15 protein-coding genes are annotated in these 20,424 nt (G+C 71.0%); 4 read left to right on the forward strand and 11 right to left on the reverse strand.

The genetic code is table 11. The annotated features are described in order from the left end of the window. Positions 1-109 precede the first annotated feature (109 nt). Both GTY56_RS00520 and GTY56_RS00525 read right to left on the reverse strand, forming a co-directional pair. Entirely contained in the window at positions 110-2,029 is a 1,920-nt protein-coding gene (locus tag GTY56_RS00520; RefSeq protein ID WP_161361374.1) for a glycogen debranching N-terminal domain-containing protein, read from the reverse strand. Positions 2,030-2,652: 623 nt separating this feature from the next. Further along, positions 2,653-4,335, reverse strand: coding sequence for a DUF4192 domain-containing protein (locus GTY56_RS00525; RefSeq protein ID WP_161361376.1), 1,683 nt, complete (start codon positions 4,333-4,335; stop codon positions 2,653-2,655). A gap of 141 nt (positions 4,336-4,476) precedes the next feature. Between GTY56_RS00525 and GTY56_RS00530 the strand changes: the two genes are divergently transcribed. Both GTY56_RS00530 and GTY56_RS00535 read left to right on the forward strand, forming a co-directional pair. Next, positions 4,477-6,642, forward strand: a complete 2,166-nt coding sequence (locus GTY56_RS00530; protein WP_161361379.1) for a RecQ family ATP-dependent DNA helicase — start codon at positions 4,477-4,479, stop codon at positions 6,640-6,642. Positions 6,643-6,954: 312 nt separating this feature from the next. Then, entirely contained in the window at positions 6,955-7,566 is a 612-nt protein-coding gene (locus GTY56_RS00535) for a hypothetical protein (protein ID WP_161361381.1), read from the forward strand. A 295-nt stretch (positions 7,567-7,861) separates the two neighbouring features. On the opposite strand, the gene GTY56_RS00540 is transcribed toward GTY56_RS00535, so the two are convergent. The 6 genes from GTY56_RS00540 to GTY56_RS00565 form a co-directional block, all read right to left on the reverse strand. Continuing rightward, positions 7,862-8,491 (reverse strand): hypothetical protein, encoded by a 630-nt coding sequence (locus GTY56_RS00540; protein WP_161361383.1) that lies wholly within the window; start codon positions 8,489-8,491, stop codon positions 7,862-7,864. Between the two features lie 68 nt (positions 8,492-8,559). Further along, positions 8,560-9,261, reverse strand: coding sequence for a ribonuclease HII (rnhB, locus tag GTY56_RS00545; protein ID WP_062929510.1), 702 nt, complete (start codon positions 9,259-9,261; stop codon positions 8,560-8,562). Positions 9,262-9,431: 170 nt separating this feature from the next. Further along, entirely contained in the window at positions 9,432-9,632 is a 201-nt protein-coding gene (locus tag GTY56_RS00550) for a TetR family transcriptional regulator C-terminal domain-containing protein (RefSeq protein ID WP_161361385.1), read from the reverse strand. 243 nt (positions 9,633-9,875) lie between these two features. Beyond that, positions 9,876-10,781 carry an ADP-ribosylglycohydrolase family protein gene (locus GTY56_RS00555; RefSeq protein ID WP_161361387.1) on the reverse strand — a complete coding sequence of 302 codons (906 nt, stop codon included), beginning with the start codon at positions 10,779-10,781 and terminating at the stop codon, positions 9,876-9,878. A 12-nt stretch (positions 10,782-10,793) separates the two neighbouring features. Continuing rightward, entirely contained in the window at positions 10,794-11,453 is a 660-nt protein-coding gene (locus tag GTY56_RS00560) for a histidine phosphatase family protein (protein WP_161361389.1), read from the reverse strand. Between the two features lie 207 nt (positions 11,454-11,660). Continuing rightward, positions 11,661-12,266, reverse strand: a complete 606-nt coding sequence (locus GTY56_RS00565) for a YdbC family protein (RefSeq protein ID WP_033308315.1) — start codon at positions 12,264-12,266, stop codon at positions 11,661-11,663. 155 nt (positions 12,267-12,421) lie between these two features. On the opposite strand from GTY56_RS00565, the gene GTY56_RS00570 reads away from it, so the two are divergent. After that, positions 12,422-12,955 carry a TerD family protein gene (locus GTY56_RS00570; RefSeq protein WP_161361391.1) on the forward strand — a complete coding sequence of 178 codons (534 nt, stop codon included), beginning with the start codon at positions 12,422-12,424 and terminating at the stop codon, positions 12,953-12,955. 84 nt (positions 12,956-13,039) lie between these two features. On the opposite strand, the gene GTY56_RS00575 is transcribed toward GTY56_RS00570, so the two are convergent. After that, complete coding sequence (locus GTY56_RS00575; RefSeq protein WP_161361393.1) at positions 13,040-15,931, reverse strand: vitamin B12-dependent ribonucleotide reductase; 2,892 nt, start codon at positions 15,929-15,931, stop codon at positions 13,040-13,042. A gap of 161 nt (positions 15,932-16,092) precedes the next feature. Beyond that, entirely contained in the window at positions 16,093-16,653 is a 561-nt protein-coding gene (gene nrdR, locus GTY56_RS00580) for a transcriptional regulator NrdR (RefSeq protein WP_161361395.1), read from the reverse strand. A 621-nt stretch (positions 16,654-17,274) separates the two neighbouring features. Between nrdR and lexA the strand changes: the two genes are divergently transcribed. Next, positions 17,275-18,054: a transcriptional repressor LexA gene (gene lexA / locus GTY56_RS00585; RefSeq protein WP_031108030.1), complete on the forward strand. Its 780-nt coding sequence runs from the start codon at positions 17,275-17,277 to the stop codon at positions 18,052-18,054. A 167-nt stretch (positions 18,055-18,221) separates the two neighbouring features. Here lexA and GTY56_RS00590 read toward each other — a convergent pair whose 3' ends face one another. After that, a complete protein-coding gene (locus tag GTY56_RS00590) occupies positions 18,222-20,198 on the reverse strand; it encodes an ATP-dependent DNA helicase (RefSeq protein WP_161361397.1) in 1,977 nt (658 codons plus the stop codon). Positions 20,199-20,424 lie beyond the last annotated feature (226 nt).

The following is a 20,424-nucleotide window of genomic DNA, read 5'->3' on the forward strand; positions in this document are numbered from 1 at the left end:
CTGACGATAAACACTCCCTTCGCCAGTCCCGTCGCTTACTGATCCACTTCGGTCCGGCAGGGACCGCACCGCCTGCCCTCCGGTCCTGGAAATGGCGCGTCGTCGCACGTCACACCCCCAGTTGCAGCTCGTCGGCCGCCTCCTCGACCATGGCGAGTCCCAGTCGGCTGACCCGTACGGAGAACGGGGCGCCCGCCACGCGCAGTCCCGTGAGGCCGATCTCCCCGAGGGGAGCACTGCGCACGGGACGCAGGGTGACCGTCCCGGCCGGGGCGTCGGGGCGGATGCCGACGAGGGTGGTCAGCAGCAGGACTCCGGCAGCCGCCGCTGTGGCTGCCGGGCGGCAGGCTGCCGGGTGCGGGAGCGGAGCACCGCCTTCCGTGCGCTGCTCCCCCGCGTACATCTCGGGCAGCCGGTAGGAGAACGCCTCCGCAGCCATGAGTACGCCGCGCAGGAGTGAGCTCGCTTCCTTCTCGTAGCCGGCGGCTGCCAGTCCCGCTACGGCGAGTGCCGTCTCCTGGATCCGTACGGCTCCCGCGCGGTGGCCGAACGGATTGAATCCCGGTTCCTTCGCGCCCAGTCCGCGCAAGCCCCACCCCGAGTCCATGAGCGGGCTGCCGAGCAGCCGGGCGAGGTGCTCCGTCCGGACCTTGTCGAGCAGACCTGGTGCCGGCTCGCCCCCGCCCAGCAGCCCCGTGTCGAGGAGGTGCACAGCAGCCGCGCCCAGGTGGGGCACCGGGCTGCCGTCCGGTCTGCGGGCTGCCGCGGGTCGGCCGCCCCCGCGATCCTCGACCCAGAAGTCTTCTCGGAACGCGGTCCGCAGAGTCTGTGCCCACTGCCGGAGCGCCGCTCCCCCTTCCCGGCCGCAGGCGTCGAGGAGGTCCGCGCCGAGCAGCGCGGCACGGTGGGCGTGGGCCTGTGTCTCGCAGCGGACAGAGCCGCGCTCGTTCACATCGCGCAGGTAGGGGCCGTCACTCACGGTGGTCCGCAGCCAGGACAGGCAGCGCTCGGCGGCGGGCAGCAGCTCTTCCGTCTCCTGGTCGGGCAGGCCCCAGCGGCGGGCCTCGGCGAGCAGGGCGGGGAACAGCAGGGTGGCCTCCGTTCCGGTGCACTGCGGCGGAAGGTGTGGTCCGGCGTCCCGTCGGGGGCCTGGGATCATTCCGGACTGTGCTCCGGGGCCGGGGAGTTGGGTCCGGGCGAGGATCCTCAGCGTGCCTGCGGCGAGGCCGGTGCCGAGCGGCAGTGCCATCCGGGCGGCGACGAGCGCGTCGGCGGGGGCCAGACCGCAGCGCCAGGGCGCCCCGGCTGCGAGGTGGGTGTCGGCGGGATTCGCCGAGTCACGCAGGAGGAGGGCTTGGAGGTCCTCGATGCTCGTCCGCAGCAGGGCGGGGACTCTCAGGTCGTCGCCCTCCGCGTACGCGGCGGCCAGCGGGCTGGTCGCCACTCGTCCCACGGCTCGGAGGGGTCCTGCGCCGTCCGGCCGCACCCGCAGTTCGACGGTTCTGCTGCCTCCAGGTGGGAGGTCGAGCTCCCACCGCAGCAGCCCGGTCGAGGCGAGGGCGTCCGCGGGAGGCGGTTCGGCCGTGACGGACGCGTTGCCGGTGGCGCAGGACCAGCGCAGGCCGGAGCCGTGGACACTGGCGGGGAGCTCGGGCCCTGGGCTCCCGGAGGCGATCGCCCCGAGATCGGAGAGGTCCGTGCCCAGGACGATCTCGACCGGCAGCCGCAGGGTGCGGGAAGCCGCACTGTGCAGGGTGATCCGCTCCGTGCCGTCCGCGAAACGGTTGCGTTCCACGATCACGTCCGGGTCCGGGCCCGCCTGGGGTGACGTGCGGAGAGTCCCCACGAATCTGGCGCGGTCGGCCGAGGCCATCCGGGCCTGCACCGCGAGGGGTTCTCGCCCGGCGACGCGGATCTCGCACCGGGAGAGCACGCGCCGGCCGGCCCGGTAGAACCCCTCCAGTCCGCGGCCGGTCAGCTGCCCCGCCTCGGTCGAGATCGCGAGGCCGGGAAGGGCGACACAGATCATCGTGGTGTGTGCGGGGGGCAGGTCGGCGGACCAGCGCAGTCCGGGGATCGTGGCTCCCCCGGGCGGGGAAGCAGACGAGCGCTCCCCGGACGAGGGACTTCGTCCTTGGGTGAAGGGCGGCGTGAGTGAGCCATGTCCTGTCCCCCCACCAGGGCGCCGGTACTGACCCGCCCCGCGGCGCGACGGTCGGCTCGGGCCGGGCGGCGTGGGCGGGTGCGCTTCGGGTCCGGTGGGCGCAGAAAGGTGTGACGTGCCGCCGGGGAAGCGCGGACCGTATCCGTCCAGACGTGCCGCCGGCCGTGGAGGGACGACCTGGTCCCCCGCCCCCCGTGCCCCGGTCCCCGGTGGGCCGAGACTCGATCCGACAGGTGGTGGCTGGCCGTCCTGGGGGCGGCGGTCGTCGGCGGCGGAGGGCGGAGTCGGCTGGTGCATGGGGTGGCTTCCTCTGCGCTCGGTGCGCCTCGATCGGGTTCGGCGCCGGTGCCGGAGGGATCCGACGGGGCAGGGGCGGTGCGGCGACATGGCCCGTCCGGCCGTTCCGCCACTCAGGTGAACGGCGGGACCGTCCTCCGGGTCACGCCTTGGACCCCGCCCCGAGAACCTCGAAGGCGCCCGGCGAGGGCTCACTCCCCGCCGTCCTTGCCGTGGCCGGGCTGGGGGCCTTCCTGGCCCGTGTCCCGGACGGGCAGGGCTGCCTTCCTGGGCGTATGTGCACGCGTGTTCCCTGCCCGCACGCCTCCCGCTCGCACGGTCCTCGCCCTGCTCGCACGACCGGGGCGAGGACCGGTTCCGCTGGTCGTCCCAGCAGGGTGTGTGGTGCCGGCGGATGGACGCCGCCGGGGAGCCCGGACTCCCATGTCACGGTCGTCCGCGCCGGTGCGGTCCGAGGCTGAGCCGGTGGCAGCGGCGGGGAGAGAGCGGCGGCGACGGCCTGACGGCATCGCTGCCGGCGACGGCTTGTCGTGTGGCTCGGCTTCGCGCACCACGGTCGTCGCGCGTTCGTCGGACTCGTCACCGTCCGCGCGTGTTGCCAGCAGATCGGCCACCGCGGATCCACGGCCTTTCCGCTCCGCTCGCAGGCAGTTGCGGATGGACTCCGGGTCGAGACCTTCGTTGCAGGCCTGGTGCAGAAGTCGGGCGAAGAGGTAGTCGGGATCGGCGCCCAGGGCCATGGCGAGGGCTTCGCGGGCCTCCAGCTCGTCGCCCGTGGACCAGGCGACCCAGCCGACGAGGGTGAGCGGCGCGGCGGCATGCTCTCCGTAGGGCCCGACGCAGCGCCGAGCCAGGGTCCGCCAGAGGCGAAGGGCGTGTCCGGCTTCGTCGCCCTCCATCCACTCGGCCGCGCGGTCACGGGTCGCTCGGTCCTGGAGACCGAGGATCAGCCGGGCGGCCTCGTCGGTCCCGAGCAGTTCGTCGTCGCGGAGATCCGCCAGGAGCGTGCCGGTCACGGGCGACGCCTGGGCGAAGCGGTCCAGGATCCTGGCGGCCAGTTCCAGCGTCTCGTCGGCCACGGCGGCACGGCCCGCGTCGTCGAGGATCTTCGGCACCAGCGCCATGCTGGCGGTGTCCAGGGCGGCCTCCTGTTCCAGGGCCGCGGCGCTTTCCCACGGCAGCAGCCGGGCCCGGAGCTCCCGCAGTGTGCCGCGGACCTGGATGCCGGCGTAGGTGGCCGCCGCGGCCAGCACGGAGGTGCCGGGCAGGCCCATGGCGGCTCCCTCGGGGGAGCAGCACGTCGCGTTGTCACAGCAGTACGACCAGTACCGGCCTTCCGAGATGCACAGCGCCTCGACCACCACCACGTCGAGGGAACCGCACTCGACGCGCAGCCTCTGGGCCAGTGGCCTCAGCCGCTCCATGACCTGGCGGCCGGTCTGGCCCTGCTCCGGTTCCTGACACAGGAAGGCGACCATCGACTCGGGCCGTGCACCTCGGCGCTCGCTGCCCGTCACCAGGCCGTGGGACAGTTGCCGGGCCGCGGACGGCCAGTCGTCAGCGTTCGCGGGGATACCGAGACGGGCCCGGCCTCCGAACCGCCCGCGTCCGTCGCTGTCGTGCAGAGCGACCAGGACGATGCTGTCCTCGGGGCGGTATCCGAGCAGGTACGGCAGAGCGTCGGCAAGTTCGGCCGGAGTGCGCAGGGTGACCTGGTGCTCGCCGCCGTGACTGTCGTACACGCGGTTGGAGGCGTGCAGCCGGGACACGTCGCTCGCCTTCTCCTGTTCACCGTTCTTCGGCCCGCTCTGCGCTTCGGGCCCGGTGATGTCGCCGTTCTCGGGGGATCCGGTCGTTTCGCTGTGGTTCGTCATGCGAAGACGATCTCGCGGAACGCAAAGATCCGCTTGACCCTGTGGATAAGTTCGATCAGGGACACGTCAGCCCAGGCCGGCGCGTCCACAGCTCTCGGTGCGCCGCCCCGGATGTCAGTGCAGTCCTGTTGTATGGAACGCATGGAGCACACGAGCAACGCGGAACTCCGGGCGGCGGCCGACACGGTCCTGGCCCGTCTCGTCGGGGACGTCTCGGGAGAGGCCCGGCTGCGCGAGGACCAGTGGCGGGCGATCGAGGCGCTGGTCGCCGACCGACGCCGTGCCCTGGTCGTCCAGCGCACGGGCTGGGGCAAGTCCGCGGTCTACTTCGTGGCGACCTCGCTCCTGCGGGCCCGGGGCAGTGGCCCGACCGTGATCGTGTCCCCGCTGCTCGCCCTCATGCGGAACCAGGTCGAGGCGGCGGCTCGGGCCGGCATCCACGCCCGGACGATCAACTCCTCCAACACAGAGGAGTGGGAAGCCGTTCAGGACGAGATCGCAGCGGGCGAGGTGGACGTCCTGCTGGTGAGTCCCGAGCGGCTCAACAACCCGGACTTCCGGGACCAGGTCCTCCCCCGGCTCGCGGCAGCCACCGGGCTCCTGGTGGTGGACGAGGCGCACTGCATCTCCGACTGGGGTCACGACTTCCGGCCGGACTACCGCCGGCTGCGCACCATGCTCGCCGATCTCCCACCCGGTGTTCCGGTGCTCGCGACCACCGCCACGGCCAACGCGCGCGTGACGGCCGACGTCGCGGAACAACTCGGCACCGGCGGCAGCTCGGACGCCCTCGTGCTCCGGGGCCCGCTGGACCGGGACAGCCTGAGTCTGAGTGTCCTGCGGCTGCCGGATGCCGCGCACCGTATGGCCTGGCTGGCCGAGCACCTCGACGAACTGCCGGGGTCCGGAATCATCTACACGCTCACCGTGGCCGCCGCCGAAGAGGTCACCGCCTTCCTGCGACAACGGGGGCACACGGTCGCGTCGTACACGGGCAAGACGGAGAACGCCGACCGTCAGCAGGCCGAGGAGGATCTGCTCGGCAACAAGGTGAAGGCGCTGGTCGCCACGTCAGCGCTCGGCATGGGCTTCGACAAGCCCGACCTGGGCTTCGTGGTGCACCTGGGTTCGCCCTCCTCCCCCATCGCCTACTACCAGCAGGTGGGCCGCGCGGGACGAGGTGTGAAGCATGCCGAGGTGCTCCTGCTCCCGGGCAAGGAGGACGAGGCGATCTGGAAGTACTTCGCGTCGCTCGCCTTCCCCTCGGAGGACCTGGTGCGCCGCACGCTCGACATCCTCGCGCAAGCGGAGAAGCCCCTGTCCCTGCCCGCCCTGGAACCCCTGGTGGAGCTGCGCCGCTCCCGCCTGGAGACCATGCTCAAGGTCCTTGACGTGGACGGGGCGGTCAAACGCGTCAAGGGCGGCTGGATCGCGACCGGGCAGCCGTGGACGTATGACGCCGAGCGGTACGCGTGGGTGGCACGTCAGCGCGACGCCGAGCAGCAGGCCATGCGCGCGTACGCGTCGACGGCCGACTGCCGTATGGAGTTCCTGCAGCGCCAGTTGGACGACGAGGCCGCCAGACCGTGCGGTCGCTGCGACAACTGCGCCGGTCCGCGCTTCACCGCCGACATGTCCGAGGAGGCGCTCGGCGCCGCGCGTCTCGACCTCGGCCGGGCAGGTGTCGAAGTGGAACCCCGACGCATGTGGCCCACCGGGCTGCCGGCGATCGGAGTGGACCTCAAGGGCCGCATCCCTGCCGGCGAACAGGCCGCGTCGGGACGCGCGCTGGGACGGCTGTCGGACATCGGGTGGGGGAACCGGCTGCGGCCGATGCTCGCGCCCCAGGCTCCCGACGGGCCCGTGCCCGACGACGTGGCGAAGGCCGTGGTGGACGTACTGGCCGACTGGGCCCGGGGCCCCGGCGGCTGGGCCCCGGGTGCACCGGAGGCCGGGCCTCGCCCCGCTGGTGTCGTCACCATCGCCTCACGCACGCGACCGCAGCTGATCGGCTCCCTCGGGGCGCGCATCACCGAGATCGGGCGGCTGCCGCTGCTGGGCACCGTCGAGTACACCGGCGACGCGCACTCCGGCTCCCGGAGCAACAGCGCCCAGCGGCTGAAGGCGCTGGACGGGGCCCTGGCCGTGCCGCCCGCCCTCGCCGCCGCCGTCGCCGAGGCCCAGGGCCCGGTCCTCCTCGTGGACGACTACACGGACACCGGCTGGACCCTCGCGGTCGCGGCGCGCATGCTCCGACGCTCCGGCGCGCAGGGGGTGTTGCCGCTGGTGCTGGCGGTGCAGAGCTGACGGCGGCCCCGGGCCGGGGCGGCTGCCCCGGCGCACACCTCTGGACGCCGCACACCCACATGACGTACGAACGTGTCGTGCTCGAACGCCCCATGGGTGGTCCGTCGACACATACGGTGGGGATATTAGCCGCGCATCATCTGATAACGGTCGGCTGCCTCAATTGCTCGTTGCCGCATTCAAGTTCGACAGGAAGAATTGAGGTCTGCTCCCGCACGGCTCGCCGGCCGCTCCGGTAGGGCTTCGCTGCGGTGCGCGCTCCCAGGAATCCGACCCCGCCCGCAGTGTGGGCGCGTAGCCGAAGGGAGGACCGTGACCTTCGGATTCGCTCCGGCCTCGGAAGCGGCGTCGACGTCCGCCGCTTCCGCCAACCGCTTGCTCGAACCCGCGGAATGGGCCGCCGCCGGGATCCCACTCCTGCGCAACCCTCGTGAGATCGTCAGCGGACTGCACGCCCGTCACCACCCGCAGCCGGCAACCGCTGTCGTCGCCGTGCTCGACCCGGACGAGCGGCTGCGTGCGAGCGCCTCGTTCGTGCGCCGTCCGGCCCCGGCCGACGGCTGGATGTTCCGCAACGCGCTCCTCGCGCAGTTGCGCCGGGTCATTCCGCACGACTTGCGCCGCCGCACGCCGGTGCGCACCGCGGTGCTGCTCTACTGCCGTGAGGGCGACGCTCGTTGGACGGAGGAGGACGGCGCGTGGATGTGGGGGCTGCGCGACGCGTGCACCCTGCACGGGTTGCGCTGCGGGGCGTACATCACGCTGACCCGTGACGGCTGGCAGGTCCTGGGCGAGGGCCGCGGCGGACGCCGCCCCCACTCGGCTTCGGCACCGGAGCCGTTCGCCACGTCGGAGGCACCGCCACCCATACCGCGCACCGGCGGCGCCTCCGAGGTACTGCGCCGCGCAGCCGCGGCACGCTGAGCCCCGGGCGGACCGTTCCGCACCGACCAGGGCTGTCGCGCCGGCCGGCCGGCGCCCCCTCGCACGGCACAAGACGACGGCTGGGCAGGCAGCCCGAACCAGCACCCGAACCCTGCCCTGGCCGAACCGCCCGCAGGGCTGTCTGCCGCAACAACGGAAGCGCTCCCCCGACCGCCCGGCCTCACGTGAGCACGGTCCAGCAGCCTTCGGGCAGGGTGAACCGCCCGCCGTGCGGCGCCGCCACAGCAGCGCCTGACGTCACCCTCAGCGCCCTACCGGGCGCTGCGGCATCGGCTCAAACGCCCGCGCCCAGCACCGAGTTGATCCGCTGCGGGTCGCCGCAGACGATCAGCAGGGCGCCGGCCCGGGAGTGGGCCGCGGACAGGGCACGCGCGGCTGCGTCCTCCGGACCGCCGTTGACGGCGACCACGACCACCGGACGCGAGGCGGCACGGGCCGCGATGGTGACGTCCGTGTAGAAGACGTCGTCACCGGCGTCGTGCTGGGCCCAGTAGGAGGTTTCACCGAAGGACAGCTCGTGGGCGGCCCACGGGTGCTGCTCCCCGGTCGTGATCACCAGCACGTCGCCGGGGGCACGACCGGAGTCCAGCAGCAGGTCCACGGCTTCCTCGGCGGCGTCGAGCGCCCCTTCCACGGAAGCCGGGATCAGCTGGATCTGCGGGGTGACCGGAGCGGCGGCACCGGCGGCGGGACCCGACGGAGCGGGCTTGGCGGCCACGTCGCGCGGCGTGCGTTGCATCGGCGGCGCCGGCCTGAGCGGGCCGGGACGACCGGGACGCGACGGAGCCGCGGGACGGGGGCCGGGTACGGGACGGGGGGTCGGCGCGGTGCGGCCGCTGGCCGGCGTGGCGCGGGGACCCTGGGCACTCTCGTGAATCTGAGGCTCCTCGGGAATGAGAGGCATGAGTTGATATTTATCAAACGTTGGTACGGCCCGCGTCGGCGGGTGGCGCATGCGTGCGGACGAAACCGTCAGAAATCGAAGCCGAGCTGACCCTCGATCTCCGGAACACTTCCGTCCGCCCAGTTGCGGACCTTCTTGAGGTGCCGCCACTGGGGCAGCGCATCAAGATACGCCCACGACAACCGGTGGTAGGGGGTGGGGCCCCGCTCCGCCAGTGCGGCCTTGTGCACGGGTGATGGATACCCGGCGTTGTCCGCAAAACCGAAGTCTGCATGGTCGATACCCAGTTCGGCCATCATTTTGTCGCGCTGGACCTTGGCGATCACCGAGGCAGCCGCGACCGCCACGCAGGACTGGTCGCCCTTGATCACCGTACGGACCCGCCAGGGCGCACCGAGGTAGTCGTGCTTGCCGTCGAGGATGACCGCGTCGGGACGGACCGGCAGTGCATCCAGAGCACGTCCCGCCGCGAGCCGCAGCGCGGCCGTCATCCCCAGGGCGTCTATCTCCTCCGGGGAGGCATGCCCCAGCGCATACGACGTCACCCAGGTCCGCAGTTCCTCGGCGAGGACGGTACGCCGCTTGATGGTGAGCAGCTTCGAGTCCGTGAGCCCCTCGGGGGGACGGCGCAGTCCGGTGATCGCCGCGCAGACGGTGACGGGACCGGCCCACGCGCCGCGCCCCACCTCGTCGACACCTGCAACGATCTTCGCTCCGGTCGTGGCTCGAAGGGAGCGCTCGACGGTGTGAGTAGGCGGTTCGTACGGCATGGCGCCCCTAGATTACGCCGCCCGGAACCACCCGCGACACCCCGGTCCGCCGCGCCCCGCGAACAACCCGGTCAGACATCGGCCGACCGGAGCGTCGGGCGCCGTCCGGCCGCCGTGCAAGGCTCCTGGGCCACAGCCTCAGGAACTGTCCGACCGCGGCGGCTGATCCATCAAGGGTGGACCCCTTCCTCGACTTCCCCATGCCGCCATTCACAGCCGCACACCTTCGAGCGGTACACCACCAGCCCCGGCATGACGTCTGAAACGTAGCCGTTCACAGCCTCGGGGCGCACTTCGTCGCGCTCGATCCCCCACTCGACGACCTCCCTCAACATCAACACGGCCGACTCCACGACGCCCTCGAAGATCACGTCGTGGAAGCGTTCGGCCTGCGCCGATCCTCCTGCCGAAGACCTGCGTGTCGCACTCGTGAATCACCGAGCGAAGCACGGAACGGCGAGCAGACCCTCGTGACCACCCGTCACCCCCTTCACACTCCCGACCCGTACACGCCCCGGCGGCTCCCACAGCGGGTATCAGGACAACGGGCGAATGGTCACGGAGAGTTCCCGACACGCACGGAGAGTTTCCGGAAGGGTGGAGAGCCCTGCTCGTCAGACCGAAGTGGGCACCCAGTCCGGAAGCGGCTCCGTCCGATCCACCCACTCGGCAGGCGGTGTCCCCGCCTTTCCCGCGGCGATCACGCCGCCGACGATGGCGCACGTGGTGTCGACATCCCCGCCCACCTGCGCGGTCGTCCAGAACGCCTGCTCGTAGTCGCCGAGACTTCTCGCGGCCGACCAGAGGGCGAAGGGCACCGTGTCATGGGCGGTCGTACGCCGCCCGCAGCCCAGGACGGCCGCGACCGTGCCCGGGTCGCCGTAGTCGAGCATGTCCCGGGCCCGGCGAAGCCCCGCGCCCACGGCGCTCTTGGGCACCAGGCCGATGACACCGTCGAGGAGGGCTTCGGCGCTGGGTGGCCCGTCCGGAGCGGCGGCGAACGCGGCGGCTGCGGCGACGGCCATGGCCCCGACGACGCCCTCGCGGTGCTGGTGGGTGGTGTAGGCGGAGATCTCCGCCTGGTGGGTCGCCTGCTCCGGATCGTCGGCGTACCAGGCGCCCAGCGGGGCGATCCGCATCGCCGCGCCGTTGCCCCAGGAGCCCTGCCCCTTGAAGAGCGCCGCGGCGAGCTCCCGCCAGTCGCCGCCCTCCCGGACGAGGCGCAGCAGGCGGTTGACCGCGGGGCCGTAGCCCCGGTCGAAGTCGTGGTGCTCGGCGAAGGAGCGGGCCAGGGCGTCCTGCTCGATGCGGTGGTGGGCGGCCAGGACGGCGACGACAGAGCCGGCCATCTCCGTGTCGTCCGTCCACTGCCAGGGCCCGGACGGCACCTCGCGGCGCCTGAGCAGCGGGTAGTTCACCGGCACGAAGTACTGGGAGCCGAGGGCATCCCCGACGGACAGTCCGCGCAGGCAGGCCAGGGCGCGGTCCAGACGCACATCGGGGGAGGAATCAGCGGTCATCGCCCTGCCACTCTATCCGGTGATCCCGTAGGGCTCGGGATCTCGCCAACGATCGAACGGCCGGTCGAGGGTGTACTTGCCGTCGTCCCCCAGAACGAGCATCCGCACCTCGCCGTTCCCGGGGTTCGACAGCGACTCGAACTCCGACACCGTCCAGTGGAACCACCGCATGCAGAAGAGCCGCATGGCCAGGCCGTGGGTGACGATGAGGACGTTCGGCGGGTGGTCGGGGTCCTCGAAGCTGCGGAACAGGCTCTCCAGGAAGCCGCCGACCCGGTCGTAGACGTCGGCGCCGGACTCGCCCTGGGCGAAGCGGTAGAAGAAGTGGCCGTACGCGTCCCGATAGGCCTTCTGGAGGCGGACCTCGTCCCGGTCCTGCCAGTTGCCCCAGTCCTGCTCGCGCAGCCGGGGTTCCTCGCGCACCCGTATGCGTCCGGGGTCGAGGTGGAACGCGCGCAGGGTCTCGTGCGTACGACGGTACGGGGAGACGTACACGCTGACGTACTCGTCGCCGAAGAGGTCGCGCAGCTGCTCGCCCGTTGCCTCCGCCTGCCGCCGGCCGCGCTCCGTCAGCGCCAGGGCGTGGTCGGGCTCACGCTCGTAGACGGAGTCATCGACATTGCCCGTCGACTCGCCGTGCCGGACAAGGACGATGCGCCGTGGTCGTGCCATGCCAAGACCCTAGATCGGGTGAGGGTCGGCGGAGGACTCCTGCCGCACCCATACGGCGTAGGTCACACGATTCCTGCACCACAGGTCACACTGATCGCACACCTGCTCGAATCGGAACAGTCCCGCCCGAGCCCTACGGCGTCACACAGCGTCGCACCCCCTCCGAGCACCTGCCCGCAGCATCCGGGGCACCCGGCTCGTGCGGGCTCAGACCGTCCAGCTCGACTCCATGTCCACGACGTCCCCGGTGAGCGCCGCAACGTCCGCCTCCGTCTGGGCCCTCAGGGCGAGCCGCTCCACGCGCTCGGTGCGGTACTTGCCGTGCTCGGCGGCGGAGCGCCACATGGACAGCACCAGGAACTCGTTCCCCGGCGCCTCACCGAACAGCCCGCGCACCATCCCGGGCGAGCCGGCCATCGCAGGGTTCCAGACCTTCTCCTGCATCAGCACGAAGTGTTCGGCCCGCTCCTCGTGGATGCGGCAGAGCGCCACCCGGAGCAGGTCGGCGTCGGTGAAGCGCGGTTCGAAACCGGTCTTCACGTCGAAGCGATAGTCGAAAAGCCTCACCTGGGCGTCCTTGAACGTCCCCGCCTGGGCCGACGCGAGCCGGTCGTGCGACCGTGCCATGAAGGAGTCGTAGAAGGCGCGGCTCTCCCAGAACGCGAAGATGTGCGCCACGTCCTGCCGTCCCCGGCTCCAGCCACCCCCCTGCCCGCGAAATCCCGGCTCCCCCAGAAGCCCCGCCCACTTCCGCTGCCCCCGCTCGAAACCGCGGCGGTCCACCACGGTGCAGCGAATCCACTTGACCAGCACCGCGCCATGGTAAGGCCACGGCGCGTGGCGTCGGTCACTCTCGGGTGGACCACTCCCCCACGCACGCACCCGCGCGCGTGGCAGGATGGACAAACGGTCATGAGGGCCCGGCAGTTGGGTCCGGCGGACGGGTCGTTACGGGGAAGGGGACTCTGGTGGACGGGCTCAACAAGGGGCTTCGCAAGGTCGAGATCGCGGTGCGGTGGGATCCCAGTCCGGCGGGGCAGCCGTCCACCGACCTGGACCTGGTCGCGGCGCCCTACCTGGCGGACGCTCCGCACGGTGACCCCGCATACGTGGTGCACTTCGACAGCCGTTCGCCCGACGGCACGATCACCCTCAACCGGGACAGCAAGGACGGCCAGGGCTTCGGCTACGACGAAGTCATGACGCTGGAACTCGACCGGCTCGACGTCCGCTACGCGCGCGTGGTGGTGGGTGTCGTCATCCAGCAGCGCCCGGCGCAGCGCACCTTCGTCAGCGTCAGCAACCCCGGTCTGCGTATCCGCGAGGGGTACACCGTCCTCACGGAGGACGACTTCGGGGGTGTCCTCGGGGCGACGGCGGCGACGGTCGCGGAGTTCACCCGGGAGGGCTCCGGGCCGTGGGAGTTCCGGTCCGGCCTGCGTGGTTTCGAGGGCGATCCCGTGGACTTCACCACCACGATGGGCGCTGCACAGCGTCCCTGAGCCCGTCACCGACGAGGCAAGGCGAACGAGAGGGGCACCGCCCGCAGGCGGTGCCCCTGTCGTCATCGGCTCAGCTGCTCGGCGTCAGCTGCAGCCGCTGGTAGAGCCGCAGCCCTCGCAGATGTAGCAGGAACCGGCGCGCTGCATCTTCGTGCCGCAGGAGAAGCACAGCGGGGCGTCGGCCTGGATGCCCAGCTGCATCTCCACCAGTTCGGCACTGGTGTGGGCCTGCTGCGGGGCGGGCTTGGCCGCCTCTTCGGCCTTCGGAGCGGTGACGGCCTTCAGCTCCTGGGCGCGCGGCGCCGACTGGGCCAGACCCTCGACGTCGACCTCGTCCTCGGACGGCTCGTACGAACCGGTCTCCAGGTGACGCTGACGCTCCTCGGCGGAGTGGATGCCGAGCGCGGAGCGCGTCTCGAAGGGCAGGAAGTCCAGCGCCAGGCGGCGGAAGATGTAGTCGACGATCGACTGCGCCATCCGCACGTCCGGGTCGTCCGTCATACCGGCCGGCTCGAAGCGCATGTTGGTGAACTTCGAGACGTACGTCTCCAGCGGCACGCCGTACTGGAGGCCGACGGAGACCGCGATGGAGAAGGCGTCCATCATGCCCGCGAGGGTCGAGCCCTGCTTGGACATCTTGAGGAAGACCTCACCGAGACCGTCGTCCGGGTAGGAGTTGGCCGTCATGTAGCCCTCGGCGCCGCCGACGGTGAAGGACGTGGTGATGCCGGGACGTCCCTTCGGCAGGCGCTTGCGGACCGGGCGGTACTCGACGACCTTCTCGACCGCGGTACGGATCGTGTCCTCGGCCTTCTCGGTGATCTCCGCCTTCTCCTTCTCCTTGGTCTTGGCGGAGAGGGGCTGGCCGACCTTGCAGTTGTCGCGGTAGATCGCGAGGGCCTTGACACCGAGCTTCCAGGCCTCGAAGTAGATCTCCTCGACCTCTTCGACGGTCGCCGACTCCGGCATGTTGACCGTCTTGGAGATGGCGCCGGAGATCCACGGCTGGATGGCGGCCATCATGCGGACGTGGCCCATCGGGGAGATGGCCCGCTCGCCCATGGCGCAGTCGAACACCTCGTAGTGCTCGGGCTTGAGACCGGGGGCGTCGATCACGTTGCCGTTCTCGGCGATGTGGGCGACGATCGCCTCGATCTGCTCTTCCAGGTAGCCCAGACGGCGCAGGGCCTGCGGCACGGTGCCGTTGACGATCTGCATCGAGCCGCCGCCGACCAGCTTCTTGAACTTGACCAGCGCGAGGTCGGGCTCGACACCGGTGGTGTCGCAGGACATCGCCAGGCCGATGGTGCCGGTGGGGGCGAGCACGGACGCCTGCGAGTTACGGAAACCGTTCTTCTCGCCGATGCGCAGCACGTCTCCCCAGGCCTCGCTGGCGGCGGCCCACACCGGGGTGTCCAGGTCGTCCATGCGGACGGCCTTGTCGTTGGCGTCCGAGTGCTGCTTCATGACGCGCTTGTGGGCGTCGGCGTTGCGGGCGTAGCCCTCGTACGGGCCGACGACCGAGGCGAGTTCGGCGGAGCGCCGGTACGCCGTGCCCGTCATCAGGGAGGTGATGGCGCCGGCGAGGGCGCGGCCACCGTCGGAGTCGTACGCGTGGCCGGTGGCCATGAGCAGGGCGCCGAGGTTGGCGTAGCCGATGCCGAGCTGGCGGAACGCGCGCGTGTTCTCGCCGATCTTCTGCGTCGGGAAGTCCGCGAAGCAGATCGAGATGTCCATCGCGGTGATGACCAGCTCGACGACCTTCTGGAAGCGGTCGGCCTCGAAGGACTGGTTGCCCTTGCCGTCGTCCTTCAGGAACTTCATCAGGTTCAGCGAGGCCAGGTTGCAGGACGTGTTGTCCAGGTGCATGTACTCGCTGCACGGGTTCGACGCGGTGATCCGGCCGGACTCGGGGCAGGTGTGCCAGTTGTTGATGACGCCGTCGTACTGGATGCCGGGGTCGGCGCAGGCCCAGGCGGCCTCGGCGATCCGGCGGAAGAGCGCCTTGGCGTCGACCTCCTCGATCACCTCGCCCGTCATCCGCCCGCGCAGGCCGAACTTGCCGCCCTGCTCGACGGCCTGCATGAACTCGTCGTTCACCCGGACCGAGTTGTTGGCGTTCTGGTACTGGACGGACGTGATGTCGTCGCCGCCCAGGTCCATGTCGTAGCCGGCGTCACGCAGGACGCGGATCTTTTCCTCTTCCTTGACCTTGGTCTCGATGAAGTCCTCGATGTCCGGGTGGTCCACGTCGAGGACGACCATCTTGGCGGCGCGGCGGGTGGCGCCACCGGACTTGATCGTTCCTGCGGAGGCGTCGGCGCCGCGCATGAAGGAGACCGGGCCGGAGGCGTTGCCGCCGGAGGACAGCAGCTCCTTGGAGGAGCGGATCCGGGAGAGGTTCAGGCCGGCGCCGGAGCCGCCCTTGAAGATCATGCCCTCTTCCTTGTACCAGTCGAGGATCGACTCCATGGAGTCGTCGACGGACAGGATGAAGCAGGCGGAGACCTGCTGGGGCTGCGGCGTGCCCACGTTGAACCACACGGGGCTGTTGAAGCTGAAGATCTGGTGCAGCAGGGCGTAGGCCAGCTCGTGCTCGAAGATCTCGGCGTCGGCGGGCGAGGCGAAGTACTTGTGGTCCTCACCGGCCTTCCGGTACGTCTTCACGATGCGGTCGATCAGCTGCTTGAGGCCGGTCTCGCGCTGCGGGGTGCCCACGGCACCGCGGAAGTACTTGCTGGTGACGATGTTGACCGCGTTCACCGACCAGAAGTCGGGGAACTCGACGCCGCGCTGCTCGAAGTTGACCGAGCCGTCGCGCCAGTTGGTCATGACGACGTCACGACGCTCCCAGGCCACCTCGTCGTAGGGGTGGACCCCGGGGGTGGTGTGGATGCGCTCGACACGCAGACCCTTGCTCGCCTTGGGGCTCTTGGCGCGGGAACTCCGTGCCGGACCGCTCGCCGTCTCTGTCATGCCGCCTCCCTGTACGGGCGAAAACGCCCTGAAGTGCCCCGTTGTTCCCGTGGCACGGTGTTCTGTCTGGTGTTGCGGGCACCCACTCACGTCGCCCGCAACAGGTCTTCTCGCCGCCGTCCGGCCGGGCCCGGAGCCGCCTTCCGGGTCCGGCCCGCCGGTCAGTCGGCGGCGCCGGCGGGCTGGGGGACCTGTTCCGCCCCTCCGGACCCGCGGTCGTCTTCCTGGCTCCCCGCGGCCGTGTCCTCGCGGTCCCCGTCGTCCGCGCCGGGGGGTCCGGTCTGCGCCCTGAGCTCCTCGATGGCCGCTTCGAAGTCGTCCAGCGAGTCGAAGGCCCGGTAGACGGAGGCGAAGCGCAGGTATGCCACGAGATCGAGCTCCTGCAACGGGCCCAGTATGGCCAGCCCCACGTCGTGGGTGGTCAGCTCGGCGCTTCCGGTCGCCCGCACCGCCTCCTCGACCCGCTGGCCGAGCTGGGCCAGCGCGTCCTCGGTGACGGGCCGCCCCTGGCACGCTTTGCGCACACCATTGATGATCTTCGTACGGCTGAAGGGCTCGGTGACTCCGGACCGCTTCACCACCATGAGCGAGCACGTCTCCACGGTCGTGAAACGACGGGAGCAGTCAGGGCACTGGCGGCGCCTGCGGATCGACGTGCCGTCGTCGGTCGTACGGCTGTCGACGACACGGCTGTCGGGGTGCCTGCAGAAGGGGCAGTGCATGGATTCCCAACCCTCCTCACAGCAGACTCAATAGCCTCGCCGGGCCTCCTGCGCCCCACGAAGCAGCCCCAAGCATAGGCGATGACCATGGGCCTCAAGACCCGGGGGACCACAACTTCTGGGCTGCTGTTGCAATCCAACCACTAGATGTGGGGATTGACTCATACATCCAGGCCGTTGCCGCGTGTCGCGCGCGTAGGCGCAGGTGACGTGCGACGGGTCGAGCCGCACCTGCCCCGCTCACCTCCGGAGGCGCCGCCGCCGGCGACCCGTCCGGGACACGGCCGCATCCGTTCCGGCACAGCCGTATCGCTGCGGCGCATGCGGAGATACCGTGGGCGCCGCGAGGAGGGGGCGTGGGACTCCCGCACAGATGCGGGCCGATCCCAGGGCAGGGGACTGCCGGATGGCAGACTGGGGCACCAGTCCGCGAGGCGATCATCCCGGCGGTGAAGGGTACAGCAATGGGCCCTTTTGCCCGCCAGGTGGCACGGCCGCCAATACACCCGGACACATGATCGCGTCCGGTGATTCGCGATTTTTCACTCGAACGTGTGTTTGGCGCAACCTTTCGAAAGCAACTACCGTTGTGCAGCAGGGAGACCATCGAGAGGGGCCGACGTGACCACCACCGCAGACAGTGCCGCCATCGCTGCCCAGGACCGCTCCCAGGGCCGACTGGAGCCGGTGCATGCGATGAACGAAGCCACGAACCCTGAGGGGCACAAGCGCTCCCTGCCGGGCCGACCTCCGGGCATCCGGGCGGACAGCTCCGGACTCACCGATCGCCAGCGCCGCGTGATCGAGGTCATCAGGGACTCCGTGCAGCGACGGGGCTACCCGCCATCGATGCGGGAGATCGGTCAGGCCGTGGGCCTCTCCAGCACCTCCTCCGTCGCACACCAGCTGATGGCCCTGGAGCGCAAGGGCTTCCTGCGCCGCGACCCGCACCGCCCCCGCGCGTACGAGGTGCGGGGCTCCGACCAGGCCGCCTCGGTGCAGCCCACGGACACGGCGGGCAAGCCGGCCGCGTCATACGTGCCGCTGGTCGGCCGGATCGCCGCCGGTGGCCCGATCCTCGCCGAGGAATCCGTCGAGGACGTCTTCCCTCTCCCCCGCCAGCTGGTCGGTGACGGTGAGCTGTTCGTCCTGAAGGTCGTGGGTGACTCGATGATCGAGGCCGCGATCTGCGACGGCGACTGGGTCACGGTGCGCCGTCAGCCGGTCGCCGAGAACGGCGACATCGTGGCCGCGATGCTCGACGGCGAAGCCACCGTCAAGCGCTTCAAGCGCGAGGACGGCCATGTCTGGCTCCTGCCGCACAATGCTGCCTACGAGCCGATCCCGGGCGACGACGCGACCATCCTCGGCAAGGTGGTGGCCGTGCTGCGGCGCGTCTGACACAGCGCACCGCGTCGGGCGGGCCGATCCGGCCCGCCCCCTGACCGGGCCCCGGGACCCCTGCGCCGGTTCCGGGGCCCTGCGCTGTCCGGGGCCGGCTGGTCGGGCCTCGGTGAACTCCGCAGGCGCGTGAGCTGTGGGGGTGAGCCGAGGCTGACCCCCACAGCTCACGCGCCTTCCGTCTGCCGGGCAGCCGCATCGATCGCGGCCAGCGACTTCCGGACCTGGTTACGGTCCGTCGTGAACCAGAAGTCGGGCAGTGACGCCTTCAGGTAACCCCCGTACCGGGCAGTCGCCAGACGCTGGTCGAGGACGGCGACCACCCCGCGGTCCCCCGAGGCCCGTACGAGACGGCCGGCTCCCTGGGCCATGAGGAGTGCCGCATGGGTGGCGGCGACCGCCATGAAGCCGTTGCCGCCCGCCTCCTCGACGGCCTTCTGGCGGGCGCTCATCAGGGGATCGTCAGGGCGCGGGAACGGAATCTTGTCCATGACGACCAACTGGCAGCTGGGCCCCGGGACATCCACGCCCTGCCAGAGCGACAGCGTGCCGAAGAGGCAGGTCTTCGGGTCGGCCGCGAAGTTCTTGATCAGCTCGCCGAGTGTCTCTTCGCCCTGTAGGAGGATCGGAAACTCGGGGATTCGGGAGCGCAGCTCCTCGGCGGCCAGCTGGGCGCCCCGCATCGAGGAGAACAAGCCGAGGGTGCGGCCGCCGGCCGCCTGGATCAGCTCCGTGAGCTCGTCGAGCATGTCAGCACGATCGCCGTCGCGCGCGGGGCGCGCCAGGTGCTTGGCGACGTACAGAATGCCCTGCTTGCGGTAGTCGAAGGGGGAGCCGACGTCGATGCCCTTCCACGGCGGGACGTCGTCGCCCTCGGTGCCCTCGGGGGCGAGGCCCAGAGAGGCGCCGACGCCGTTGAAGTCGCCGCCCAGCTTCAGCGTCGCCGACGTCAGGACCACGGAGCGGTCCGCGAAGAGCTTTTCCCGCAGCAGTCCGGAGACGGACATGGGGGCGACACGCAGGGATGCGCCGAAACGGTCGTGACGCTCGTACCAGACCACGTCCCACTCGGAGCCGTTCGTGATGCGCTCCGCCACGTCGTGCACGTTCTCCACAGAGGCGAGGGCCTGCTTGCGGACGGCATCCTCGTCCTGGACGGACTTGTCGCGGGTCGCGCCGATCCCGGAGATGACCGTGCGGCACGCGTCGCGCAGCGCCATGAGCGCATACCCGAGGTCCTCGGGAATTTCCTCCAGACGGCCCGGCAGCGCCAGCTCCATCAGCCGTTCGAAACCCTCGGCGGCGGTCTGGAGCTGGTCGGCTGCCTTCTCGTTGACCAGTTTCGCGGCACGGCGCACGGCGCGGTTGACCTGGCCGGGGGTGAGCTCGCCGGTGGCGACTCCGGTGACCCGGGAGACCAGTTCGTGCGCCTCGTCGACGATCAGCACCTCGTGCTGCGGAAGGACGGGGGCGCCTTCGATGGCGTCGATCGCGAGCAGCGCGTGGTTGGTGACGACGACCTCGGCGAGCTTGGCCCGCTCGCGGGCCATCTCGGCGAAGCACTCGGCGCCGTACGCGCACTTCGAGGCACCCAGGCACTCCCGCGACGACACCGACACCTGCGCCCAGGCCCGGTCCGAGATGCCGGGCGTGAGGTCGTCACGGTCGCCGGTCTCGGTCTCGTCGGCCCAGTCGCGCACCCGCAGCAGGTCCTGGCCGAGCTTGCTGGTGGGCGCGGCGGCCTCGAACTGGTCGAAGAGGCCCTCCTCCTCGTCCTGCGGGACCCCTTCGTGCAGCCGGTGCAGGCAGAGGTAGTTCGACCGGCCCTTGAGCATCGCGAATTCCGGACGGCGGCGCAGCAGGGGGTGCAGCGACTCGACCGTTCTCGGCAGGTCGCGCTCCACCAGCTGGCGCTGAAGGGCCAGGGTGGCGGTCGCGACGACCACCCGCTCCCCGTGCGCCAGCGCGGGCACGAGGTACCCGAGCGACTTGCCGGTACCGGTTCCGGCCTGGACCAGCAGGTGAGAGCCGTCGTCGATCGCTTCCTCGACGGCTTCGGCCATGGCCACCTGACCGGGGCGCTCCGTGCCGCCGACGGCAGTGACGGCAGCATGCAGGAGTTCGGGGAGTGAGGGCTTCGTCATAGCGCGACCACCCTACGACCCTGCACTGACAAACGGGTGATCAAGGCGGGGACAGGGGCGCGGGCGGGGGCGCGGGCGGGGGCACGGACGGCGGCGGACGGGGGCGCGGGCGGGGGACGGGATCAAGACCGTGGCCTCCTCGGGCGGCGGTGGGCGGGCGGCCGGTCGGCCGGCTGCGTGGGCGAGGTCGCGACGAAGCGCCTCGAAAGATTCCCGCGGCAGACGG

This window comes from Streptomyces sp. SID5643 (assembly GCF_009872555.1).
In the GTDB taxonomy this organism is placed as follows: domain Bacteria; phylum Actinomycetota; class Actinomycetes; order Streptomycetales; family Streptomycetaceae; genus Streptomyces; species Streptomyces iakyrus.

What these genes read in the sequence shown, in the direction of transcription:
- GTY56_RS00520 (WP_161361374.1), bottom strand. Translation starts at nt 2,029, where the DNA reads ATGATCTGTGTCGCCCTTCCCGGCCTCGCGATCTCGACCGAGGCGGGG.
- GTY56_RS00525 (WP_161361376.1), bottom strand. Translation starts at nt 4,335, where the DNA reads ATGACGAACCACAGCGAAACGACCGGATCCCCCGAGAACGGCGACATC.
- GTY56_RS00530 (WP_161361379.1), top strand. Translation starts at nt 4,477, where the DNA reads ATGGAGCACACGAGCAACGCGGAACTCCGGGCGGCGGCCGACACGGTC.
- GTY56_RS00540 (WP_161361383.1), bottom strand. Translation starts at nt 8,491, where the DNA reads ATGCCTCTCATTCCCGAGGAGCCTCAGATTCACGAGAGTGCCCAGGGT.
- rnhB (WP_062929510.1), bottom strand. Translation starts at nt 9,261, where the DNA reads ATGCCGTACGAACCGCCTACTCACACCGTCGAGCGCTCCCTTCGAGCC.
- GTY56_RS00555 (WP_161361387.1), bottom strand. Translation starts at nt 10,781, where the DNA reads ATGACCGCTGATTCCTCCCCCGATGTGCGTCTGGACCGCGCCCTGGCC.
- GTY56_RS00560 (WP_161361389.1), bottom strand. Translation starts at nt 11,453, where the DNA reads ATGGCACGACCACGGCGCATCGTCCTTGTCCGGCACGGCGAGTCGACG.
- GTY56_RS00575 (WP_161361393.1), bottom strand. Translation starts at nt 15,931, where the DNA reads ATGACAGAGACGGCGAGCGGTCCGGCACGGAGTTCCCGCGCCAAGAGC.
- nrdR (WP_161361395.1), bottom strand. Translation starts at nt 16,653, where the DNA reads ATGCACTGCCCCTTCTGCAGGCACCCCGACAGCCGTGTCGTCGACAGC.
- GTY56_RS00590 (WP_161361397.1), bottom strand. Translation starts at nt 20,198, where the DNA reads ATGACGAAGCCCTCACTCCCCGAACTCCTGCATGCTGCCGTCACTGCC.